Annotated in this window: 19 protein-coding genes; 11 read left to right on the top strand and 8 right to left on the bottom strand. The window is 54.6% G+C overall.

Annotation, left to right across the window (positions count from 1 at the left end; translation table 11 throughout):
- Positions 1–48: 48 nt before the first annotated feature.
- On the top strand, positions 49–1152 hold the full coding sequence (locus DW350_RS00170) for a 2OG-Fe(II) oxygenase (RefSeq protein ID WP_115716919.1): 1104 nt from the start codon (positions 49–51) through the stop codon (positions 1150–1152).
- Here DW350_RS00170 and DW350_RS00165 read toward each other — a convergent pair.
- From DW350_RS00165 to DW350_RS00155, 3 genes are read right to left on the bottom strand one after another with little or no spacing between them, the layout of a single operon-like run.
- On the bottom strand, positions 1144–1617 hold the full coding sequence (locus DW350_RS00165) for a DUF494 family protein (protein ID WP_115716918.1): 474 nt from the start codon (positions 1615–1617) through the stop codon (positions 1144–1146). The two genes, DW350_RS00170 and DW350_RS00165, sit on opposite strands and share 9 nt — an antisense overlap.
- Positions 1610–2686, bottom strand: coding sequence for a DNA-processing protein DprA (gene dprA, locus DW350_RS00160; protein WP_115716917.1), 1077 nt, complete (start codon positions 2684–2686; stop codon positions 1610–1612). Before dprA ends, DW350_RS00165 begins: the two co-directional genes overlap by 8 nt.
- 3 nt (positions 2687–2689) lie before the next feature.
- The gene (locus tag DW350_RS00155; RefSeq protein WP_115716916.1) at positions 2690–3799 is read right to left on the bottom strand and encodes a LysM peptidoglycan-binding domain-containing protein; all 1110 of its coding nucleotides are present in this window, start codon (positions 3797–3799) and stop codon (positions 2690–2692) included.
- A gap of 143 nt (positions 3800–3942) precedes the next feature.
- On the opposite strand from DW350_RS00155, the gene def reads away from it, so the two are divergent.
- Genes def through DW350_RS00130 form a run of 5 tightly spaced genes read left to right on the top strand, consistent with a single transcriptional unit; the run spans position 3943 to position 9572 of the window.
- Positions 3943–4464 (top strand): peptide deformylase, encoded by a 522-nt coding sequence (gene def, locus DW350_RS00150; RefSeq protein ID WP_115716915.1) that lies wholly within the window; start codon positions 3943–3945, stop codon positions 4462–4464.
- Between the two features lie 11 nt (positions 4465–4475).
- On the top strand, positions 4476–5414 hold the full coding sequence (gene fmt / locus DW350_RS00145; RefSeq protein ID WP_115716914.1) for a methionyl-tRNA formyltransferase: 939 nt from the start codon (positions 4476–4478) through the stop codon (positions 5412–5414).
- On the top strand, positions 5411–6706 hold the full coding sequence (rsmB, locus tag DW350_RS00140) for a 16S rRNA (cytosine(967)-C(5))-methyltransferase RsmB (protein WP_115716913.1): 1296 nt from the start codon (positions 5411–5413) through the stop codon (positions 6704–6706). Before fmt ends, rsmB begins: the two co-directional genes overlap by 4 nt.
- A 39-nt stretch (positions 6707–6745) precedes the next feature.
- Positions 6746–8122 (top strand): Trk system potassium transporter TrkA, encoded by a 1377-nt coding sequence (gene trkA, locus DW350_RS00135; RefSeq protein ID WP_115716912.1) that lies wholly within the window; start codon positions 6746–6748, stop codon positions 8120–8122.
- Positions 8123–8129: 7 nt separating this feature from the next.
- Entirely contained in the window at positions 8130–9572 is a 1443-nt protein-coding gene (locus tag DW350_RS00130) for a TrkH family potassium uptake protein (RefSeq protein WP_115716911.1), read from the top strand.
- Here DW350_RS00130 and hemG read toward each other — a convergent pair.
- From hemG to pepQ, 3 genes are read right to left on the bottom strand one after another with little or no spacing between them, the layout of a single operon-like run.
- A complete protein-coding gene (gene hemG / locus DW350_RS00125) occupies positions 9547–10095 on the bottom strand; it encodes a menaquinone-dependent protoporphyrinogen IX dehydrogenase (protein ID WP_115716910.1) in 549 nt (182 codons plus the stop codon). The genes DW350_RS00130 and hemG overlap by 26 nt on opposite strands.
- 5 nt (positions 10096–10100) lie before the next feature.
- On the bottom strand, positions 10101–10712 hold the full coding sequence (locus DW350_RS00120; protein ID WP_115716909.1) for a YigZ family protein: 612 nt from the start codon (positions 10710–10712) through the stop codon (positions 10101–10103).
- A 17-nt stretch (positions 10713–10729) separates the two neighbouring features.
- The gene (pepQ, locus tag DW350_RS00115) at positions 10730–12049 is read right to left on the bottom strand and encodes a Xaa-Pro dipeptidase (protein WP_115716908.1); all 1320 of its coding nucleotides are present in this window, start codon (positions 12047–12049) and stop codon (positions 10730–10732) included.
- Between the two features lie 222 nt (positions 12050–12271).
- On the opposite strand from pepQ, the gene fadB reads away from it, so the two are divergent.
- The 5 genes from fadB to DW350_RS00090 all read left to right on the top strand — a co-directional run bounded on the left by fadB (position 12272) and on the right by DW350_RS00090 (position 20411).
- A complete protein-coding gene (gene fadB / locus DW350_RS00110) occupies positions 12272–14422 on the top strand; it encodes a fatty acid oxidation complex subunit alpha FadB (RefSeq protein ID WP_115716907.1) in 2151 nt (716 codons plus the stop codon).
- 18 nt (positions 14423–14440) lie between these two features.
- Entirely contained in the window at positions 14441–15604 is a 1164-nt protein-coding gene (gene fadA / locus DW350_RS00105; protein WP_115720519.1) for an acetyl-CoA C-acyltransferase FadA, read from the top strand.
- Positions 15605–15749: 145 nt separating this feature from the next.
- Positions 15750–16484, top strand: a complete 735-nt coding sequence (locus tag DW350_RS00100; protein WP_115716906.1) for a complement resistance protein TraT — start codon at positions 15750–15752, stop codon at positions 16482–16484.
- Positions 16485–16571: 87 nt separating this feature from the next.
- Positions 16572–16814: a sulfurtransferase TusA gene (gene tusA, locus DW350_RS00095; protein WP_115716905.1), complete on the top strand. Its 243-nt coding sequence runs from the start codon at positions 16572–16574 to the stop codon at positions 16812–16814.
- A gap of 117 nt (positions 16815–16931) precedes the next feature.
- A complete protein-coding gene (locus tag DW350_RS00090; RefSeq protein ID WP_115716904.1) occupies positions 16932–20411 on the top strand; it encodes a hypothetical protein in 3480 nt (1159 codons plus the stop codon).
- 131 nt (positions 20412–20542) lie between these two features.
- On the opposite strand, the gene DW350_RS00085 is transcribed toward DW350_RS00090, so the two are convergent.
- Positions 20543–21490: a hypothetical protein gene (locus tag DW350_RS00085; protein ID WP_115716903.1), complete on the bottom strand. Its 948-nt coding sequence runs from the start codon at positions 21488–21490 to the stop codon at positions 20543–20545.
- A gap of 6 nt (positions 21491–21496) precedes the next feature.
- On the bottom strand, positions 21497–22333 hold the full coding sequence (locus DW350_RS00080; protein ID WP_115716902.1) for a hypothetical protein: 837 nt from the start codon (positions 22331–22333) through the stop codon (positions 21497–21499).
- Positions 22334–22353: the final 20 nt, after the last annotated feature.

Below are 22353 nucleotides of genomic sequence, written 5' to 3'. Positions count from 1 at the left end.
TTGAAGAGTATGGTTGCGACTTCAACGCCATGACTGAATGTTACGCCGATGCTAGATGAACCTATACCGCAGCCCATTCTCGACACCATCTTCACCCGTGCCAACAGCGGTGATGCCCGAGCACGACTGCAGGCAGCGGTGGTACTGACAAGTGCTGCCTTTGTACCCGTTGATTTGGAAAGAGCGGCCCATTACATGGCAGGGCTCGAGGCACCGGCCGGGGTTAGCATTAAGGTGAATTATGCCAGGGAGCAATGGGATAACCAAAAACTGCTCGCGAAGCTGTTGGCCACCAGCAGCCCCGAAATGGCCCTGGTAGCGGCCTTGATTCAAGATTGTCTTGGCCAACACGACCAAGCGATGGCAATACTCAGCGCCTTGCCGACCGATAAATTACCGCTGCTCGGTTACATTCTTTCTTACCAGGCGGTCGATGCTGCGCGCTGGCTAGCAACAAGTCCCAGCCAGCACCCGCTGGTTATCGAGCGCCAACAAGAACTCAGCCAAGGTTCCCAGCATTACCAACCCGAGTACTCGATAACGCCACCAAACGGTATTGCTATTAGGCGTGCTTTTATCTCGCCGATGGCTTGCGCCTATTTAAAGTGGTTGTCAGCACCCTGGATAGGCCAGGCCATGACATCCGACCCGGTGACGGGAAAGCCGATAAAGCACCCCATCCGCACTAATGGGTCCATGACCTTTAACTCGGGTTTGGTTTGCCCCTTTCTGATGTGGCTAGAAAGGCAGCTGGCCGCGGCGGTAGCAGTGCCTGCCACATGCCAAGAGAGCACTGGCATTTTGCATTACCAACCCGGGCAGGCGTTTCGCTCTCATTTTGATGCCTTCGATATCACGCAAGCCGGTGCCGAGCACTTAATGCGCGATGGTGGGCAGCGGCAAAAAACCGCACTTATCTATTTAAACGAAAATTTTAGTGGTGCAGAGACAGACTTTCCCCGTTTGAACTTTCGTTTTCGGGGCAAGATGGGAGACTTGCTGACCTTCAATAACACCGATAGCGAAGGTCAGCGAGACGAGAAGGCCCTTCATCAGGGCATGTCACCTAGCGCGGGTACCAAATGGGTGCTATCGAAATGGTTCCGAGAGCACCCTACCGATCATGGCCAACGCCTGCACGGCTTAATGTAAAAGCTCGCCGGGCTCTTCAAAGAGCAGGTTTTCCATTTTGGCATAGGCGTTTTCTTGGCCCGGCACATTAAACAGCACCATCAGCACCACCCACTTGAGATCTTCAAGCGAAATGGATGACTGCTCCAAGTCCATCAAACGGTCTATGGCCATTTCCCGTGTTTCCCCACTCAGCACCTGGATCTGTTCAAGAAACATCAGAAAACCGCGGCACTGGGCATCTAAACGCAGCATTTCTTCGTCGGTGTAGACGCGAATGCTGTGTTGGGGAACATTGACCAGAAAAGGTCTTTCGCCATTTTCTTGCAACGCCGCCAAACGTTCGAGCCATGCTAAAGCCTTGAAGATCTCTTCATGGCGAAAGCCAGCCCGGGTTAACTCGTCGGTGAGTTGCTCGTGGTCCATCATGATTTCCACTTCGGAATGGACATAGTTTTCAAATAAATACATGAGGACATCAAACATGCGACTGCCTCCTCTGTCGGACATACCCGCCCGGGACACGGCACACATAGCCTTGCATCTCCAGTTCGAGCAAATATGAGAGGACGACTTCCACCGCCAATTGCGACCTTTCGACAATAAGGTCAAGCGGTGTCGTGTCATCTCCTACATTATCCAGAACCGGATGTTCTGGCAATCCTTGCAAGACCACCTTTTTATTGATCGGCTCAAAAAGCCAACTCTTGAGTACAAAGCCAATATCGTCAGGTTCCGACACCAGCGCCGCACCATCTTTAATGAGTTGCAAGCAGCCTGCTGCCTGCGGATTAAAAGGTGTGCCCGGTATTGCTAATACATCGCGGCCAGCATCGGCGGCCAAGCGAGCGGTGATAAGCGAACCTGATTTAAGGCTGGCCTCCACCACCAATGTTGCCAAACTCAGCCCGGCAATAATGCGATTACGCTGCGGGAAAAGTGCTGGCAGCGGCGCGGTATCCGGCGGCATTTCGCTAACCAAGACCCCCTGCTGGGCAATAGCGTCAAATAGCCCTTGATGGCGTTTGGGATAACAGCTTTGCAAACCGCTGGCCAATACCGCCACAGTGCCAACGCCTCGTGAAAGCGCAGCTTGATGCGCTAGGCCGTCAATGCCCAAAGCCAGCCCCGATGTCAGCACCACGCCGGCATCAATAACGGGCTCTAATAAGCTCATGGCCGCTTTCCCGGCCGGGCTCGGTTTTCGGCTTCCCACTACCGCCAGCTGCGGCCGCAATAGCCACTGTGGCTGGCCTTTTAGAAAAAGCCGTACCGGTGGCCAGGGCGATTGCGCTAACAGCGGCGGATACTGCTCGTCATCCAAAAAACACAGCTGGCTACCGCTTTGCTGTAGCCAGGCCAAAATGCTGTCAACCTGCGGCCAATCTAGCCCTTGGCGGCTCGCTAAAAAGCCTTTGGGCACGCCGGCATCGGCCAGCACAGCGTCAGATTCTGCCAACAAAAAAGCTGGCGACCAACGGGCAAGTTGGCGCCAGCTTTTGGCTTTTACGCCAGGCAGCAGAGAAAGGGCCAACTGCTGCCTGACCTTATCCATGATTTACTCCGGGTTGGTGGCCATATCCAGTTCGCGTATCGGTTGCCGCGCTTTCAAGATAAGGGCCAAGCTGAGTTTATCAAAGGTACGAAACACCATCATTTGCCCCACCGGCTCAGATGGTTGGATAACGGTTTTGCCATCGGCCTTACTGGATGAAAACCAGCGGTCAAAGACATTGGCATCTTCCTTATATTCGGTGTTGTCACCCACCAGCACCGCAGCACCGTCGCGGCGCGCTTCCAGCACTAATCCGGCGTCTATGCCATCACGGTGGCCTTTATTGAGCACCACTACATCAAATTTACCCAGGGCACGGGTTTTACGATAAGAGTCAATAATGCGCGCTTCAACCAAGGCGGCCGGCGGATGGGGCTGAAAATACAGCGGCAGATGATGGTCATCCAGCGGCAGCAGGTAGTCACCGGGGGTTATTTCCCGCTGTACCTGCACCACCTTTAAAGACGCCAAATCAAAATGTTTGTTGTCCTTTTCATCACCCACCTGCACCTTCTGCACTTCAGTCGCTTTCACCACCGACACCAATACCGCTTCGGTACCCAAGTATTCCTTGGTTTCAGGGTCTACATAACTGCTGCCCTGGCGGTAAACCCCGTAAAGCTTGCCTTCAACCAATTGCGGGCCACTGGCGTACATGTCCATGTGCTGAGTTAAACGTTTAGTGAGATCAGAGCCCCCCGTTACCCTAGGCGCCTTGGCAAGCAGCTCGTCGTCGACGATTTGTTGGTAGGTGAGAAAGTCCCGGATGTAAGAGGTTGGTAAGGTTGGGATCGCTTTTTCTCGGTCCATCACCCTGGCGGTTGGCGATAATTTAACGAGGGGTTTGCGAACCAGCTGCGGGACGCCGTTCACTATCACCAAACTGAGCTTATCCCCCGGATAAATTAGATGGGGGTTATCGACCTGCTCGTTTGACTGCCACAGCTTTGGCCACAACCAGGGGTTTTGGAGAAACTTCGCCGATATATCCCACAGCGTGTCGCCTTTTTTCACGATATAGGTTTCTGGGAAGTCATTTTTTAACTTTAAATTGTCGGCCAGGGCGAGCCAGGCAATTGCCGACAGCGCCAGTGCAAGCAGTATTTTTTTCATTTTTTCGTCCTTTAGCCAGCCCCTCGCTGGCCGCTGAGAACCCTGGTTGAGTTATTATGGCTGTCAATGCCAGGTTCAAATGACTAAAATTACAGCATATTAGTCTGGCTTCATTACCATATTAGCGCAGTAATCATAAACTTATGGCAGTTCTAAACGTTTTACATTATCCGGATGAGCGGCTTCGTACCGTTGCTAAACCTGTGGCAGAGGTTAACGACGCCATCCGCGAATTGGTCTCCAATATGTTCGACACCATGTACGACGAAAAAGGGATCGGCCTTGCGGCCACCCAAGTCGACGTACATCTGCAAGTGGTGGTGATGGACGTCTCCGAAGAGCGCAACGAGCGCCGCGTGTTCATTAACCCCAGAATAGTAGAAGCCGATGGCAAAGCCATGGGCGACGAAGGCTGCCTTTCCGTACCCGGCTCTTATGCCGAGGTGGAAAGAGCCGAGCAGATTAAAGTGGTCGCGTTGGACGAAAACGGTCAGGAGTTCACCCTGGAAGCCGACGGCCTGCTCGCCGTATGCATCCAGCATGAGCTGGACCACCTGAAAGGCAAACTCTTCATTGACTACCTGTCTCCGCTGAAACGCGAACGTATTCGCAAGAAGCTGGAGAAAGAAGCCCGTCAGCAAGCCCGTCAAACGTCTAACATCTGACGAGGATCCCCTTGAGTTCATTGCGTATCGTATTTGCGGGCACGCCGGATTTTGCGGCCCGCCATCTTGCCTCGTTGCTTGAAAGCGACCACGAAGTGGTTGCCGTTTTCACGCAGCCTGACCGCCCGGCTGGCCGTGGCAAAAAGCTCACCCCCAGCCCGGTAAAGGTATTGGCACAAGCACAGGGCATACCGGTGCACCAACCACTTAGCCTGAAAAAGCCTGAAGGCCAGGCCGAGCTGGCGCAATACCAAGCCGATGTAATGGTGGTGGTTGCTTATGGGCTGATTTTGCCGCAGGCGGTATTGGACATGCCGAAACTAGGCTGCCTGAATGTGCATGGCTCACTGCTGCCTCGCTGGCGCGGCGCGGCGCCCATTCAAAGAGCCATTTGGGCGGGCGATGCCAACACCGGCGTGACCATTATGCAAATGGATAAAGGCCTCGATACCGGCGCCATGCTCAGTAAGGCAAGCCTTGCTATCGAGAGCAGCGACACCTCCGCCAGCCTCTATGAAAAGCTGGCTGAGCTTGGCCCCAAAGCACTGCTCGATACCCTGGCAAAGCTTGAATCACTGACGCCTTTGCCCCAAGACGACAGCCTCGCCAACTATGCCGAGAAGCTGAGTAAAGAAGAGGCGCGGATAGACTGGTCACAAGAAGCCGCCTTTATTGAACGCTGCGTACGCGCCTTTAACCCCTGGCCAGTTAGCCACTTTGTGGTGCAAGAGCAAAGCGTCAAGCTTTGGCAAGCCGAAGTGATTGCAACAAGCAATACTGAAGCCCCAGGCACTATTGTCGCCACCAGCAAGGCCGGCATAGATGTGGCAACAGGTGCGGGCGTGCTGCGTATTAAGCAGCTGCAACTTCCCAATAAAAAAGCCATGTCAGCTGCGGATGTGCTGAATGCGCGCCAAGACTGGTTTACACCCGGCACGGTGCTGTCATGAGCGCCAAGCTTCGCGCCCAAGGCGCCAAGGTACTAAGCGCAGTGTTGGATGAAGGCCGCTCGCTGAGTGAGGCGCTACCCCAAGCCCAGCAAGCTCTCAGCAACCCCAAAGACAAAGCGCTGTTACAAGCGCTTTGTTTTGGTGCCCTGCGCCAATACCGGCTGCTCGATGCCGCCCTAAAACTGTTGATGCAAAAGCCTTTAAAAGGCAAAACCCGCGTGCTGCAGCACTTGTTGGCACTGGGTCTTTATCAGCTCTATTTCAGCCGCATTCCCGCCCATGCCGCCGTGGGGGAAACCGTTGCCGCAGCGCCGCTGTTAGGCCAGGCCAAGCTCAAAGGCTTAGTTAATGGCGTGCTACGTAATGCCGAGCGCCAGGGGACAGAGCTGTTAGACAAAGCCTGCAAAAACCAGGCGGTGGCAACTTTGCACCCCGACTGGCTTATCGAAAGATTGAAAAAGGCGTATCCCCAGCAATGGCGCGCCGTGCTGGAGGCCAATAACCAGCAAGCACCGCTTTGGCTGCGCAACAACAGCCGCCAGCAAAGCCGGCCAGATTACCTAGCCAAACTTAGCAATAGCGCAATAGAGGCTGTAAGCGAAGACTCACTTACCAACGGTTTCTACCTTGCCGAAGCTCAAGACGTGACCGCCCTGCCCGGCTTTGCCGATGGCAGCGTTAGCGTGCAAGACGGCGCCGCCCAATTTGCCGCCGAACTGTTGGCGCCACAAGACGGTGAGCGTATCCTCGACGCCTGCGCCGCGCCCGGCGGTAAAACAGCACATATTTTAGAGCTGGCCGACGCCGAGGTGTTGGCCCTTGATGTTAGCGAAAGCCGTTTACAGCGGGTCACCGAAAACCTGAGCCGCCTAAAGCTGCAAGCCGATGTGGTTGCTGGCGATGCCGCCAGCCGCGATTGGTGGGACGGTAAGGCGTTTGACCGCATCTTGTTGGATGCTCCTTGTTCGGCCACCGGCGTTATTCGCCGCCACCCAGACATTCGCTGGCTGCGCCGCGACCAAGACATCAATGAACTCAGCAAGCTGCAGGCCCGTATTTTGGATAACTGCTGGGCGATGCTAAAACCAGGCGGAACCTTGTTATATGCCACCTGTTCGGTACTGCCGCAGGAAAACAAAGAACAAATCAGTGCCTTTTTGGCACGCACCAAGGACGCCGAGCTTCGGCCCATTGTCGCAGGGGAAAGCGAACAGCAGCCAGGCTGGCAACTCCTGCCCGGCGATAACAAGATGGATGGCTTCTTCTATGCAAGGGTGCTAAAAAAGCCGTAGTCCATTCCAAAGCCCTTTTGAAATCGGGAACTTGGGTTAATGAAAATTATCATTCTGGGTGCAGGCCAAGTGGGCGGCACCCTGGTTGAAAACTTGGTTGGCGAACAAAACGACATCACGCTGGTTGACGCTAACCTCGAGCGTTTGCGCGAGTTGCAAGACCGTTTTGATATCCAGGTGATCCACGGTAATGCCGCGCATCCCGATACGCTGCGCCGGGCTGGCGCCGAAGACGGCGACATGCTGATTGCGGTGACCAACAGTGATGAAACCAATATGGTGGCCTGCCAGGTTGCCTACACCCTCTATCACACCCCCACCAAAATCGCCCGGATCCGCGCTGACCAATACCTGCGCCAAAAAGAAAGTCTCTTTGGCGACGATGCCATTCCGGTTGACCACATTATTTCCCCGGAATCCTTGGTCACCAATTACATTCGCCGCCTGGTGGATTACCCCGGCGCCCTGCAGGTGCTGGATTTTGCCGACGGCAAAGTTGGTCTGGTGGCGGTAAAAGCCTATTACGGTGGGCCTTTGGTGGGCAATGCACTGTCAACGCTTCGCGAGCACATGCCCAACGTCGACACCCGGGTAGCGGCCATTTTCCGGCAAGGCAAAGCCATTAAGCCGCAAGGCACTACCGTGATTGAAGCCGATGACGAGGTGTTCTTTATTGCCGCCTCCAACCACATTCGGGCGGTAATGAGCGAGCTGCAGCGACTAGAGCAACCCTATCGCAAGGTCATGATTGCCGGTGGCGGTAACATTGGTGCCGGCCTTGCCAAGCAGCTTGAGAAAAAATACGCGGTTAAACTGATTGAGCGCAGCCCCGCCCGGGCGGCCTATCTTTCAGAAAAGCTCAGCGACACCATTGTTTTTACCGGTGACGCCTCTGACCAAGAGCTGCTGCAAGAAGAGCACATTGACCAAACCGATGTCTTTATCGCCGTGACCAACGACGACGAAGTGAACATTATGTCGGCCATGCTCGCCAAGCAGTTGGGCGCCCATAAGGTAATGGTGCTGATCCAGCGCGGCGCTTACGTAGACTTGGTGCAAGGCGGCACTATCGACATTGCGATTTCGCCGCAAACAGCCACCATTTCGGCACTGCTAACCCATATTCGCCGCGCCGATATCGTCAATGTTTACAGCCTACGCCGCGGCGCCGCCGAAGCCATTGAAACCGTGGCACACGGCGACCCCGGCACGTCCCACGTTGTGGGCCGGGCAGTTGCTGACGTGAAATTACCGCCCGGTGCCAGTATTGGTGCCATAGTGCGCGGCGAAGAAGTCCTCATCGCCCACGATAAAACGGTGATAGAGAGTGGCGACCATGTGATCTTGTTCCTGGTGAACAAGCAGCACATTGCCGCCGTTGAGAAACTGTTCCAGCCCAGCGCCCTTTTCTTCTAGGCTGCCTATGTTCAACTACAAACCCGTACTCTTCATCATTGGCGTTTTCCTCAACGTATTAGCGCTGATGATGCTGCTACCCACTGGCCTGGCATTCTGGGACGGTGAGCACGGCACCGTGCAATTTTTAGAATCCGCTGCCATTACCTACGCCGCTGCCCTCTTTTGCATGGCCAAGGGCACCCGCGAGCTGGGCCGCTTTAAGGTGCGGGACATGTTCCTGCTGACCTCCATGACCTGGCTGCTGGTATCCGGCTTTTCGGCGCTGCCCTTGGTGTTTGTTGAACACATCAGTTATACCGACGCCTTCTTTGAAACCATGTCAGGCATTACCACCACCGGTTCTACGGTGCTGACCGGGCTCGATACCATGCCCCGCTCTATCTTGCTGTGGCGATCTTTGCTGCAGTGGCTAGGGGGTGTTGGCTTTATCGTGATGGCGGTAGCGGTACTGCCCTTCTTAGGCGTAGGGGGCATGCGGCTGTTCCGCACCGAATCGTCGGAGTGGACCGACAAGAGCGCCCCCCGTACCGCCACCCTGGCCCGGGATATTCTGTGGGTGTATTTAACCCTGACCGGCCTTTGCCTGCTTTGTTATTGGTTGTCTGGCATGAGCTGGTTTGACGCCATTAATCACGCCATGACCACCATCTCCACCGGCGGTTATTCCACATCGGATGCCTCAATGGCGCACTTTGGTAACGCCAGCCACTGGGTGGGCACCTTCTTTATGATGACCGGAGGCATGCCGTTTTTACTGCTGGTAAACGCGGTGCGTAAAAACCAGTGGAACCTGTGGCGAGACGAGCAATTTCGAGGCTACCTGCTGTTTTTGGTGTCGGTGTCGATGATCCTGGCCATTTGGATGAGCGTGCGCGATGGCACGCCATTTTTAGATTCACTGCGGATGTCGGCCTTTAATGTGGTGTCGGTGGTTACCACCACCGGCTTTGCCCTGACTGATTACACCCAGTGGGGGCCTTTTGCGGTCACGGTGTTCTTGTTGATCATGTTTGTGGGTGGCTGTTCGGGGTCAACCTCGGGTGGCATAAAAATCTTCCGCTTCCAGCTGGCAGCGGGCATGTTGCACCTGCAGCTAAAGCAGCAAATTCACCCTAACGCGGTTTTTGTGCAGAACTACAATCGCCGCCCGGTCAGCGACGACATCATTCGCTCGCTGGTAGCCTTTAGCTTTGCCTTCTTCCTGGTGGTGGCTTTTATTACCCTGGCGCTTGGCTTGTTGGGGCTGGATATGGTCACCGCCTTTACCGCCTCGATAACGGCTGTAACCAACGTTGGCCCGGGCCTCGGCGACATTATTGGCCCGGCGGGCAACTTTGCCAGCCTGCCCGATACCGCCAAGTGGTTACTGGCGCTGGGTATGCTGCTTGGCCGCTTGGAAATTTTGACCGTGGTAGCGGTCTTTACCCCTGCTTTCTGGCGCCACTAAGGTTTTTGGCAAAGGCTTTTACCGCTGCCCAGTCAGTCATATCAACGTTCTGGCGGGTATCGGTGGGGCCTTTGGTGATCTTCATAATAAAACGGATCATCAGCTTGTCGAAAAAGCGGTACTTGTCCCATTGCAGGGCGCCGGCAAAGACCGCCAGCCGTTGCGGGTGCCAGGGGCTTTTTTCTAAAAACTTTTCGATATAGCGCGACCCTTCCGGGGTGTCTTTACCGGCTTTTCGCGCCGTCATATTGACCGAGAAAAAGGCATTGGGCCTGGCAGTAAGCTCCACCGCTTGGGCTTTGACAAACGCATAAAGCCCGGGTCTGTGGTCGCCATAACGTACCGCTGCGCCCACCACCACCGCATCAATACCGTCCCATTCCGGCTCGCCGTGGCGCTCGATATCGCAAAAACGCACCTGATGCCCCTGCGCCTGCAGCTCTTTGGCGATGGTTTGCATAATGGCGCGCGTCTGGCCATCAACCGAGGAATAGGCCAATAAAAAGGTATGGTGCTCAAGCATGGGCGTTATTTTCCTTGTTCTTCTTGTTGGCAGCTAACATCGTCTCTTACCGCTAGCCAGCGAGTAAAAGCCGCACTGGCGGTAACGGGAATGTTCACCTGCATTTTTACCCTGTGGTCAAAGTGCTCATCAACTACGATGCCCTGGTGCTGCTTAATTTGGTAAAGCACATCGTTTTGGGCGCTGTACTCAAGGGTTAGCTGGAATGCTTTAAACGCCACCACCTCTTGGGTTGTAAGCTGCTTAAGCGCCGCTGATACCCCGCCGCCGTAGGCTTTAACCAAACCGCCAGTCCCTAATTTTACCCCGCCAAAATAGCGCACTACCACCACGGCAACCTCGCCAATACCACTGCCAAGTAACTGCGCCAGCATGGGTTTACCCGCCGTGCCGGCCGGTTCGCCGTCGTCGCTCATGGCATATTGCTGGCCGTCGCCAGGCTCGCCAGCGACGGCCGCAAAACACCAATGCCGGGCATCGGGGTACTGCGTTTTGCAATGCTGCCAAAAAGCTTTGGCAGCATCGATACCGGGGGTATGGGCCATTAGCGTGATAAAGCGGCTCTTTTTAATCAGCTCTTCTATTACCACGGTCTTGGTAGGAACCTTATATGCCATCGCTACCTTGGGGCGTATCAGGCAAGCCCAAGCTTGCGGGTCATGTTCTCTAAACCGTCTTGGTGAACGATAACGTTATCTTCGATACGAATACCGCCATAGGGCTTAAAGCTTTCCACCTTATCCCAATTGACCAAATCGCTATGGCTGCCGCTCGCCACTTCTTCCAAGAGACTGTCGATAAAATAAAGGCCCGGCTCGATGGTCAGCACATTCCCCGCTTCAACGGTGCGGGTGGTACGCAAGAACGGATGCTTTGCTGGCGCTGGCTGCGGCGTACCGTAGTCGTCGGCCATAAAGCCGCCCACATCATGCACCTGCAGCCCCAAGTGATGGCCAAGACCATGAGGGAAAAAGGCGCGGTTAATGCCGGTTTCAAGCGCGGTTTCGCCGTCGCAATGAATAACGCCAACGTCTTTTAAAATGGCGGCAATACCCAAGTGGCATTGGTGGTGAAGGTCGGCATATTTAAGGCCGGGCTTGAGCGCTGCCACCAAGTCTTTTTGTAGTGCGTTAACGGCACTAATAAGCTCAGCAAAGGCGTTTTCTTCGCGGGCATAGGTGCGGGTAATATCCGCCGAAAAGCCGTTAAAGCTGGCACCGGCATCAATCAAAAAACTGCGGTTTTGTGGCTGAACGGCGCGGTCAAAATGCATGTAATGCAAGATGGCGCCGTGGCGATTAAGAGCCACAATGTTGCCGTACGGCAGGTCATTTTCGCCCTGCTCTGTGGCCGACAGATACGCCTGGTTAATCGCAAACTCGCTGTTACCTGCCATAAAGGCGTCGCGGGCGGCCAGGTGACCTTTTACCGCAATGGCATTGGCCTTACGCATACAGGCCAGTTCCCACTCGGTCTTATAGGCGCGGTGGTAATGCAGGTAGTTCAGCACCGGCGCCGGATTACAGTCGCTAAAGCCCAGGCTTTTCGCATACTCAAGATGCTCGCCAATATAGGCCACCCGGCCTTTATTATCAGGCAGCGCCTTAGCGGCGGCATCGGCCGAGTCAATCAGCACAATATCAAAATGCTCGCTCCAGTAATCACTGGGTACATCTGCCACTTTGTGCCAAAAATCGACCGGGCGATAAAACAGTAATTTGGGCTTGTCTTCACCGTTAACGATCACCCAGCAGTGAGGGTTATCAACTACCGGCAGCCACTGTTTGAAATGCGGGTTGGGCTTAAAGGGATAAGGGTTGTCGTCCAGAAAAATACCCCGCGGCTGGCCCACATGAATAGCAAGGGCCTCGTAACCCGAACGTGACAGCGCCGCTTTGGTGCGATTTTGCAACTCGTCGAGATGCGCAGGGTAAAGGCGTGCCAGATGTTCCATACTGTTCACCGTCGATGTGTTTAAGGATGCGCCATCCTACCACTGCCGCTAAAGGGACCCAAGGCAGCCCCGCCAAAGGCCGCAACGTCAGGTTGCCATCCAAGTTAAACAAACACATTAAACGGATGTTTGAAAAGGCTGTTGCATTCCGGAAGCTTTCCGATCATCATGCCTTGTGACTGGTTTGACCACCTGCCAAGTGGCACAAAGGGAGAACGCCAAATGCTTTACCAAGGTGACAACCTCAAGGTGGCGCTGGAACAGGACGGCATTGCTGTACTGACCTTCGACGCCCCAGGTTCCGTAAATAAATTCGATCGCCAGACCCTGTCCGAGTTAGACGCAGCACTGGACACCATCAAAGGCAGCAGCGATATCAAAGCGCTGGTGCTGGCCTCCGGCAAAGACGCCTTTATCGTCGGCGCCGACATCACCGAATTCCTCGGTATTTTTAAACTGCCCGACGCCGAATTACTCGATTGGGTTGTCAAAGCCAACGCGATTTTTAGCAAACTCGAAGACTTGCCCTTCCCCACCGTTTCAGCCGTAACCGGCTTTGCGTTGGGCGGCGGCTGCGAGTGCATCTTGTCTACCGACATGCGCGTTGCCGACAGCAGCGCCCAAATCGGCCTGCCCGAAGTTAAATTGGGCATTATTCCCGGCTTCGGTGGCACGGTACGACTGCCCAGAGTCATTGGCGCTGATAACGCCATGGAACTCATTACTACCGGGAAAAACAGTAAAGCCGATGCGGCCCTGAAAGTGGGCCTGGTCGATGCCGTTGTAGCACCCGAAAAGCTGCAAGAAGCGGCCTTTACCATGGCCAAGAGCGCCATTGACGGCAAGCTGGACTGGCAAGGCCGCCGCGAAACCAAAAAATCGCCCTTAAAGCTCGATAAATTGGAAGCGGGCATGAGCTTTACCACGGCGGCCGGTATGGTTGCTGCGCAAGCAGGCAAACACTACCCGGCGCCCATGACGGCGGTAAAAGGCATTGAAGCCGCCGCTCGCATGGGCCGAGACGAAGCCTTGGCCATCGAGCATCAAGGTTTTGTAAAGCTCGCCAAAACCGATGTAGCAACGGCCCTTATCGGCATTTTCCTTAATGACCAATACATTAAGGGCAAAGCGAAAAAGGCAGCTAAATCAGCGCACAACATCGACAAAGCCGCCGTACTGGGGGCTGGTATTATGGGGGGCGGCATCGCCTATCAGTCGGCATCAACCGGCACCCCTATCATCATGAAAGACATCAACGACAAGGCCCTGCATCTTGGCCTGTCGGAAGCCTCTAAGCTACTGAACAAGCAGCTTGAGCGCGGCAAAATTAATGGCGCCAAATTGGCCGGTGTGCTTAACAACATCGTGCCAAGCCTAAGCTACGACAGCGTTAAAGACGTCAACATCGTGGTAGAGGCAGTGGTGGAAAATCCGAAGGTCAAAGCCAGCGTTTTGGCCGAGGTTGAAGGGGTGGTAGACGAAAAAACCATTATTACCTCTAACACCTCAACCATTTCCATCAACCAGTTGGCCCAGAGCCTTAAAGATCCCAGCCGCTTCTGTGGTATGCACTTTTTTAACCCGGTGCATCGCATGCCGCTGGTGGAAGTGATCCGCGGCAAAGACACCTCTGAAGAAACCGTGGCCAGCGTGGTGGCCTTTGCCGCCAAAATGGGGAAATCCCCTATCGTGGTTAACGACTGCCCCGGCTTTTTTGTTAACCGGGTACTGTTCCCTTACTTCCAGGGTTTTAGCCTTTTGGTACGTGACGGCGCAGACTTCCAAACCATTGATAAGGTAATGGAAAAGCAATTTGGCTGGCCCATGGGCCCGGCTTATTTGCTGGACGTTGTCGGTATTGATACCGGCCACCATGCCCAAGCCGTTATGGCAGAAGGCTTCCCTAGCCGGATGAGCAAGTCCGACAAAGACGCCATCGACGTGATGTTTGAAAACCAGCGATTTGGTCAGAAAAACGGTAAAGGCTTTTATGTCTATACCGAGGACAAACGCGGCAAACCGAAAAAAGAAGCCTGCCCAGAAAGCTACGAGCTACTTAAAGCAGTAGTTAAAGCCCAGGGCGAATTTAGCCCGGATGAAATCATTAACCGCACCATGCTGCCGATGATCATCGAAACCGTGCGCTGCCTGGAAGAAGGCATTATCGGCAGTCCTGCCGAAGGCGACATGGGCTTGGTGTATGGCTTGGGCTTCCCTCCCTTCCGTGGTGGGGTCTTCCGCTATATCGATACCGTTGGTCTCGACAAAATTGTTGCCGTTGCCGACCAGTTCGCCCACTTAGGCGAGCTTTATCAGGCCACCGACACCATGCGTGAAATGGCGGCTAGCGGCAAAACCTACTACGGCCAATAAGGACGGAGAACGAACATGATTAAAGAAGCTGTCATCGTCGACTGCATCCGCACCCCGATGGGCCGTTCCAAAGGCGGCGTGTACCGTAATATTCGCGCAGAAGACCTGTCTGCCCATTTGATGCAAGGGTTATTGGCGCGTAACAGCGCCGTTGATCCGGCAGAAATTGAAGACGTTATCTGGGGCTGCGTACAGCAAACCCTGGAGCAGGGTTTTAACATCGCCCGTAATGCCTCATTGCTGGCGGGCCTGCCGAAAACCGTAGCGGCCACCACCGTGAACCGCCTGTGCGGTTCGTCCATGGACGCACTGCATCATGCTGCCCGCGCCATCATGGTTGGCCAGGGTGATATTTTTATCATCGGCGGCGTCGAGCACATGGGCCATGTACCCATGACCCACGGTGTTGATTTCCACCCGGGCCTTGCCAAAAACGTGGCAAAAGCGGCAGGCATGATGGGCATGACCGCAGAAATGCTCGGCCGCCTACACGGCATTACCCGTGAGCAACAAGACGCCTTTGGCGCCCGCTCCCACCAGCGCGCCTGGGCCGCCACCGTAGAAGGCCGTTTTAAAAACGAAATTCTGCCCACCCTTGGCCACAACGCCGACGGCGTGCTGGAACTGATTGATTTTGATGAAGTCATTCGCCCAGAAACCACCGCCGAATCACTGGCGGCACTGCGCCCGGTATTTGACCCGGTCAATGGCACCGTCACCGCCGGTACCTCTTCAGCATTGTCTGACGGAGCCAGCGCCATGTTGGTGATGTCGGCCGACAAGGCAAAAGAGTTGGGGCTAAAACCTCGCGCCAAAATTCGTTCAATGGCGGTAGCTGGCTGCGACCCTTCCATCATGGGTTATGGCCCGGTGCCCGCCACGCAAAAAGCGCTGAAACGGGCCGGCCTGACGGTAGACGATATTGAGCTATTTGAGCTGAACGAGGCGTTTGCGGCGCAGTCACTGCCCTGCGTTAAAGACTTGGGCCTGGCTGACAAGGTAGAGGACAAGGTTAACCTCAACGGTGGCGCTATCGCGCTTGGCCACCCCTTGGGTTGCTCGGGGGCACGGATCTCCACCACCTTGCTTAACCTGATGGAAGCCAAAGACGTTACCTTAGGGGTTGCAACCATGTGTATCGGACTTGGACAAGGTATCGCAACAGTATTTGAAAGAGTGTAACCAATTGTTAAATATGAAAAACCGGGGCTTGCACCCGGTTTTTTCTTTTTGTTTCTCGCAGTACACTAAAGCACCGACAGGCTCTTCAAGCTCGCTTTAACTGCCTTGCCGGTTAGCATTCGATGTCAGCAGTGAAGAGAAGACGATGAAGCACTCAGCCAAATATCTATCCGCCGCCGTTATTGGCGCCGCCTTATTACTGAGCGGTTGTACTGCCACGCATACCGCTATCGCCAAACGCGACTTGAACGTGCAGACCCAAATGTCTGACACCATTTTCTTAGACCCGGTAGCACCCGCTAAACGCATCGTATTTGTGCAAATTCACAACACCAGCGACCAGCCACAGATCCAGCTACAACAGCAAATTGTCAGGGGCATTCAAGCCCGTGGCTACGAAGTGACCGACAATCCGGACAAAGCCAACTTTATGCTGCAAGCCAACTTGCTGAAAGTGGGCGAGGCCGACATGAATGAGCTGCGTGGCGATTTAAATAATGGCTTTGGTGCCGGCCTTATTGGCGGCGCCGTCGGTGCCAGCGCCTTTGGTGGTGGCAAAGGCAAGATAGCTACCGGCTTGATTGGCGCTGCCATCGGTATTGCTGCCGATGCCATGGAAAAAGACGTTTACTACGGCATGATTGTTGATGTGCAGGTAAGCGAGCGCACCCAGGGTGATGAAGTGATCACCGAAAAAAACCAGTCAACCCTGGTACAAGGCACCTCCGCCAGCCAACAACAAAGCTCAACCCGTCAAACCCACTGGAAACGCTTTCAGACCCGTGTGGTCAGCATTGCGAACCAAGCCAACCTGCAGGCAAGTGTGGCGTTGCCAGCCATGGAAAAGGGCGTAGTCGCCTCGCTTAGCGGCGTGTTCTAAGCGCTTTTAGGCAGCAAAAGCCGGCCCATTGTGGTCGGCTTTTTTATTTTCAGGTAAAATTCGGCCACTTTTTCGCCGGAGCCTGTTATGAGCCATTTTGCTAATCCCGACCATGAACTGGACGTACTGGGCCTGCGCTGCCCAGAACCGGTGATGATGGTACGCGGCAAAATTCGTAAGCTCAGCGACGGTGAAACCCTGCTGGTGCTAGCAGATGACCCCGCCACCACCCGCGATATTCCCTCTTTTTGCCGGTTTATGGACCACACCTTGGTGGCCTCACAGACCACCAGTGCCCCCTTTCGCTACCTGATAAAAAAAGGGCTCTAAGCCTTTTTCGGCGATTGAAAACGGCCAACCAAATGGTCGCCTTACTTTCCACACATAAAATACGCCAGGTGCAGATAGGCACCTGGCTTACCGCCCGCTGCATAAATAGGACATTGGATGTTGCAGTTCGACAAGCACACTAAGATCGCCTTTAACCCACAATCTGTTGCCAGCATTGGCCAAGCACTCGCCCAATACCGCCAGCGGCTGGCAGATTTAGCCGTTACCCGCGAGCAGCACTTTGACATCGAGTTTGTGGCCCAAACCGCGGATGGTCATCGCCGCTTGTGCCTTGACGACGTTACCGCGCCAGCCCAGTTGGCATTGCTAAAAGAAGCCTTGGCCCTGCACCCTGACGGTGATGCCAACGTGGTGGAAGGCGCGATACAAGAAGGCGACCCGGTTTATATTTCAGAACCCATCTTTTTTGCCCTAGCACTGCAGCACCCGGCATTGTTGGCGAATATCGTTGCCACCGCCGATGCCCTAGTGGCCTTTTCACGCCACCACAATGACACCTGGGCGCTGTGGCTGGACGACATGAACGTATTTGGGGTAGAAGCGCTTTACATGCTGGCGCGTACCGATAGCCAATACGCGGTGCTGTTGGCGCAATTTCTTATCCCTAACTGGGACGACGAACACGCCGGTGCTTGCCAAAACTACCTGGCCGCTCTCTTGGCGCACTATGGCTGGCAGCGCGACATCATCAAAGCCTACCTATGGTGCGACAACAACGCCTTTCGCTATCAAATGTTTTCAGGGGATGAACATCAGCAGCAGAGCCTCGCCGAGCACCTTACCCTGGCCCCGCAAGATTATGCGTGGTTTAAAGCCGCTCTGACTGAGCGGCTTTTGACCGAGCCGAAGATGCTGACCTATCAGGACGAAGCGCCAGAAGACGCCACGCCGGTGCATGACTTTTACGCCACCCTATTTTCAGACCACGACTATTGGTGGGACGACGAACTCGACAGCGATACCTTTTGGGCTCAGCCCTTTATGGGTAACACCCTCGAAGACGAAGCGGCTGACTTACTGGCCGCCATCGAAGCAAAAGCCCAGGCTCCCTTGGCAGCCCACAGCCCAAGTAATATTCAAAAACAACAAGACCAAGACTTCCACCAAGCGCCCGGTAGCGCGCTGCTGGAAATTCATCAGCTTATTCAGGCGCTACCCGGCGGCGGCATGCTGTGGCAATACATCATTGATGGCGGCCACTCCCAAACCGTAGTCGCACTCAATACCACCGCGCTGTATGCCTTTTGCCAAACCAATGCTCCGCTTTTTGGCCGGCGAATTGCAGACGAACTTGTCTTTGGGAAAAGTAACCAAGACATCAATGAACAATTGGTTTTTCTGCTCTCTGACCTGCAAGACGAGCTACTTGAAGACGAGGAAGACACCGGCCAACAAGGCGCCCTGCTGCCCAATAGTGGCCTTAGCGAGCGCCAGCAGCAATGGCTGCGGCTGCTGGATGTGTTTTATCGTCTATTAGGGGTTGATGAGCTAAACGAGCATATTCGCGACGATGTGGTGGTCAGTTGGTCGCTGATGAGCCTTGATGACTTTGCCAAACGTTATAGCAAGGCGCCCTTCGACACCGCCGCCCATGGCCAAAAGCTGCTCGGTAAATTACTGATAACCGCCAGCACCGATTGCACTTTCCATCAGCGCCAGCAGCAAAGCTTTCGCGACTTTTTTAGCGAGTACCGGTCACTGGCAAACCCTGAGCAATGGCCGCTGCCGCGCTTTGAATTAGGCCACTACAACCTAATGGCCTGGCTGCTGTTTGAAGACTGGCAGCAACAACGCGGCGATAGCGTTACCGAGGCGCTGGCCCGCCAATTGGCTCAGGGTGAGATCTGGCAGCTGGCCAGCCAAATGCTGCTCTCAGAAGATGCAATTGCCACCGCCGGAGACAGCGATGCCTACCCGGGGCTGACACATGCCGAGCGAGCCCTGCTTAGCCAGTATTTTTGCAGTGATGCACCACAACTGAGCTTTAAAGAGGCACTGGCTTTATTAAAAACAAACCTGCTGCGCGATGATGTGTGTCGCCAAGCCCGTCTGTATTTTCCCAAGTACAGCGAGTACCAGCCCTGCTACGAGGTGTTCGGCCGCTTTAGTGGCGAACATCTGCCTTTGGTGCTTAGCAGCTACTGGCTGCAGCAACTGCCGCTGCCGCTGAGTATTCAAGCTAAAAGGCTGTGGCAAATGCTGGTGGCGTTGGCGCCAGTACGGATGCTGCGCACCGTTGCCCAAACCTTTAGCACCGATAGCTACAGTGTGGAGTTTGATGAGCCGCTGGCCGCCATTGAATGCTTTGATGCCATTGAAAAAGCGGGTGTCGACCCGGCCTATCGCCTTGCCTACGAAGTGCAGCTCTACCAGCGCAATGGCCAGTATCAGGACTACATCGAGGCCCTGGATAACTACGCCGACATAGACAGCACCGGATCTGGCATGTTCGCGACCATTGCCCGCAATAAGGCCATCGCCTTACAACAGGGCCTAAAATACATTAGCGAACACAACAAACTGGGCTTTTACCGGGCGCTTAGTCTGCGCCACCCCCGCTTTACCCTCGCCAGTGACGACAGCTTAAAGCACGACTTTCACGTGGCACTCACGCGGATGTTGCGCCTTAGCATACTGTCTTGGGAAGAAGCGCTGGCCGCCGACTTAGGTAAAACGGTGCGGCTTATGGATACCGACAAGCTTTCGCAAAAGCCGCTTAAATTCAGCGCCAACCTGCGCGTCGACCCACGGTTACACCTTGATTATGGCCAGTGGCTGGAAGTCGCACTGGTACAAGATAAGGGCGAGTACCTGGAGGTATTTGGACTCAGCCAATACCACCCAGGGCAAGAGCGGCTACTAAGCCACCGTGTTTTGCTAATCGATGCCAAGCAAGACCAAGAAACCTTGTGGCAAGGCGCCGAACCCCTCTTTGACGACCAGCAACGGCTCGAGATAGCCCTTGAAAAAACCCTGGCCTATTTGCACGGCCACCTGAGCTACCAAGAGGCAGCCGCCCATTACCAGCACCGGGTCGCCACAGACCTCGCCGTCAGCCCAGTAGACCACTACTTGGCGGGTCTTGGCGACTTTATCTGGCTACTGGAAGACGAAATGCGCGACCGGCTGTTGCAGTTGCTGCTTAACCATAGCTACCGGAGCTTTAAGCTCTTTGAGCAGCGGCTGATGGAAGGCTACCTGCGACAGCGTCTAACCGATGGCAGTATCGATATGGCAACCTTTTTAGAGCATGACTGGGACCGCCACGACGATACCTACATGGAAGCGGCCTTAGGGCAATTTCTGCCCTGGCTTGGCGCGTTGGCGATAAAAACTGAGCATCAGTTGCTGTTTTGTATTGAGCACTGCACTTACCAAGCCTGCCAACAGTACCTGCTGACGCTGCTCAGCGCGCAAAATATGGCGAAGCAAACCGCGCGGTTAAGTGCCAAATCGAAGGTGCAGCTAATACAAATGCTCCGAGCAGTGCCTGGCGGCAACGCCTTGATCGCAGCCCTTAGCCACGATGCGGCGCGTAAAGTGCGAGATGCAGCAGCGGCCTGCCTGCAAGACTAAAAAAGGGGCGCTTGGCGCCCCTTTTTATTCATAAGGTAAAGACTGGCTGAATGTCTGCTACTTAGGGCCCAGATGGTGGCGACACTGCAGCGGATATAGGCCATCACCTTCACCGCTTCGATTGTCGGTGCTCAAACACCCTCACCGGACTTATGCTGGCCAAAGCCTGGGGCTGGCTTGATGGCAAAACACAGCACGCTGGTGGTAAGCCCTAACATCAGCAGCGACTGCAACGACTGCATCAGCAGATATAGCCACACCTGCCCCAGGTAGTGGTATTGCTCGGCTGCCAATCGGTGCATGGCTAAAAAGCCGGCAACCAATAACAAACCGCCAAACCAGGACCCAAAGGACCACCCGAGATTGCGAAGCCGGCGCCGCCAAGCTGCACACACCATAATGCCAAACACCAGCAGCCAACAGCCCCCGAGCACTTGGATGGCTTTAGGATCAGTACCAATAGAAAAAGCCCAGACCGCCAGCAGCAGCACTAACAACAGGCCGACGTTAATAGCGGCCAAGCGCAGCAGACGCCAGAAAAATGATAAGGGTGAATATTGCCGCTGCTGTGGGTGTTGGTTATTGGCACGCAGCAATGGGTGCAATCGTTGCGTTTGACTCAGTGAGGGCTTAAACCACACCACTAAAGCCACCATTGTCAGCCATGCCACTATCACCACGACCTGCGCCACTAGCGGCTGCTTGCCAAGTAGCGCACTATCGCCGCCCAGACTGGCAAACACCAACAATGCACTGATGGCTTGATAGCTTAATAAACCAAAGGGTATTGCCAGCAACTTGCCAAACATCCGCTTTGCCAGCCAAAGATGCCCCACCAATAGCAGCGGTGACAGGCTAAAAGGTACCTGGACATTCACCCACACCATGCCGTAGCGCTGCCAGTCGGAGGCATGCCCCTCAATAACCTCGGTATCCATCAGTAAGCGACTTCCAACCGACAACAACATGGGTAGCCACACTAATATCGCCAAAACCAGGCAGTAACGGTCTCTGTCCATGGGCGTGGGAATAGAGGCAAACTGGTCTTTAAAGAAAAGATCTTTCAATATCAAATACATGATGACTTACTTCCCTGGCCGTTGCGGTAGCAGTGTGATTATTCCCACTTGCAGTTGCAGCAAGATGCCAGCTAAAGGCGAAAGGGTTACCAACCAAGCCAGCCAAACTTCATAGCGATAGGCAGAAAGGGTTTGCAACTGCATGGCCATCAGCCACAGCACTGCCAGCAACACCGCGCTGGCGGCCAACAAACCGATGCTTAAGGCGTTGCCGATACCGATATTGCGCAACCGAAACAGCAACATACGTAGATAAAGCCCAGCCCAGAGTAAAGCGATCATCCCCAGCCCCAAATGGACACCGGTCATACGATAGCGGTGCAGTTGATCTTGGTAATAAGAGAAAGCCACCCCGTAAAGCGCGGCCAACACGGCCGCCGTCAGTAGATTCCGCCAAAAATAGGCGGTGCCGGTAAGCTGCTTATAGTCTTTAAGGGCGCTATTGAGCTGCCGTAACGGGTGGCTACCTGGCTTAAGACCGGTGCGAAACAGCAACATATAGCCGTTCATCACCAGCCACAGCAGTGCCACCAAAGCACCGATGATAAATACCGCCATGTCCTTGGCGATAAGGCGCTGTAGCCAAGGCAGCGCCATGGGCGCGGCTAACACCAGGGTATTAATTAGCCCGGCCGGTAACGCCAGCCAATCACCCAAAGCCCGCCTGGCCAGCAGGCTGTGCAGCAATACGGCTAACGGCAGGGCCCAAAAACCAAAGGCTAGCAGCAACAACTGCGCCAGTAGGAAGCTCACAAAAAGGCCAATAAAGTAGCGGTCGCGGTCTAGTAAACCAGCAAAAGCGAACTGCCCTTTCCAGAAAATATCTTTAATTATCGACAACATAAAATACGGAAACTCGTTAA

This window comes from Gallaecimonas mangrovi, assembly GCF_003367375.1.
GTDB lineage: Bacteria > Pseudomonadota > Gammaproteobacteria > Enterobacterales > Gallaecimonadaceae > Gallaecimonas > Gallaecimonas mangrovi.
The sequence above is the reverse complement of the archived record's forward strand: the minus strand, read 5'-3'. Positions and strand labels throughout refer to the sequence as shown.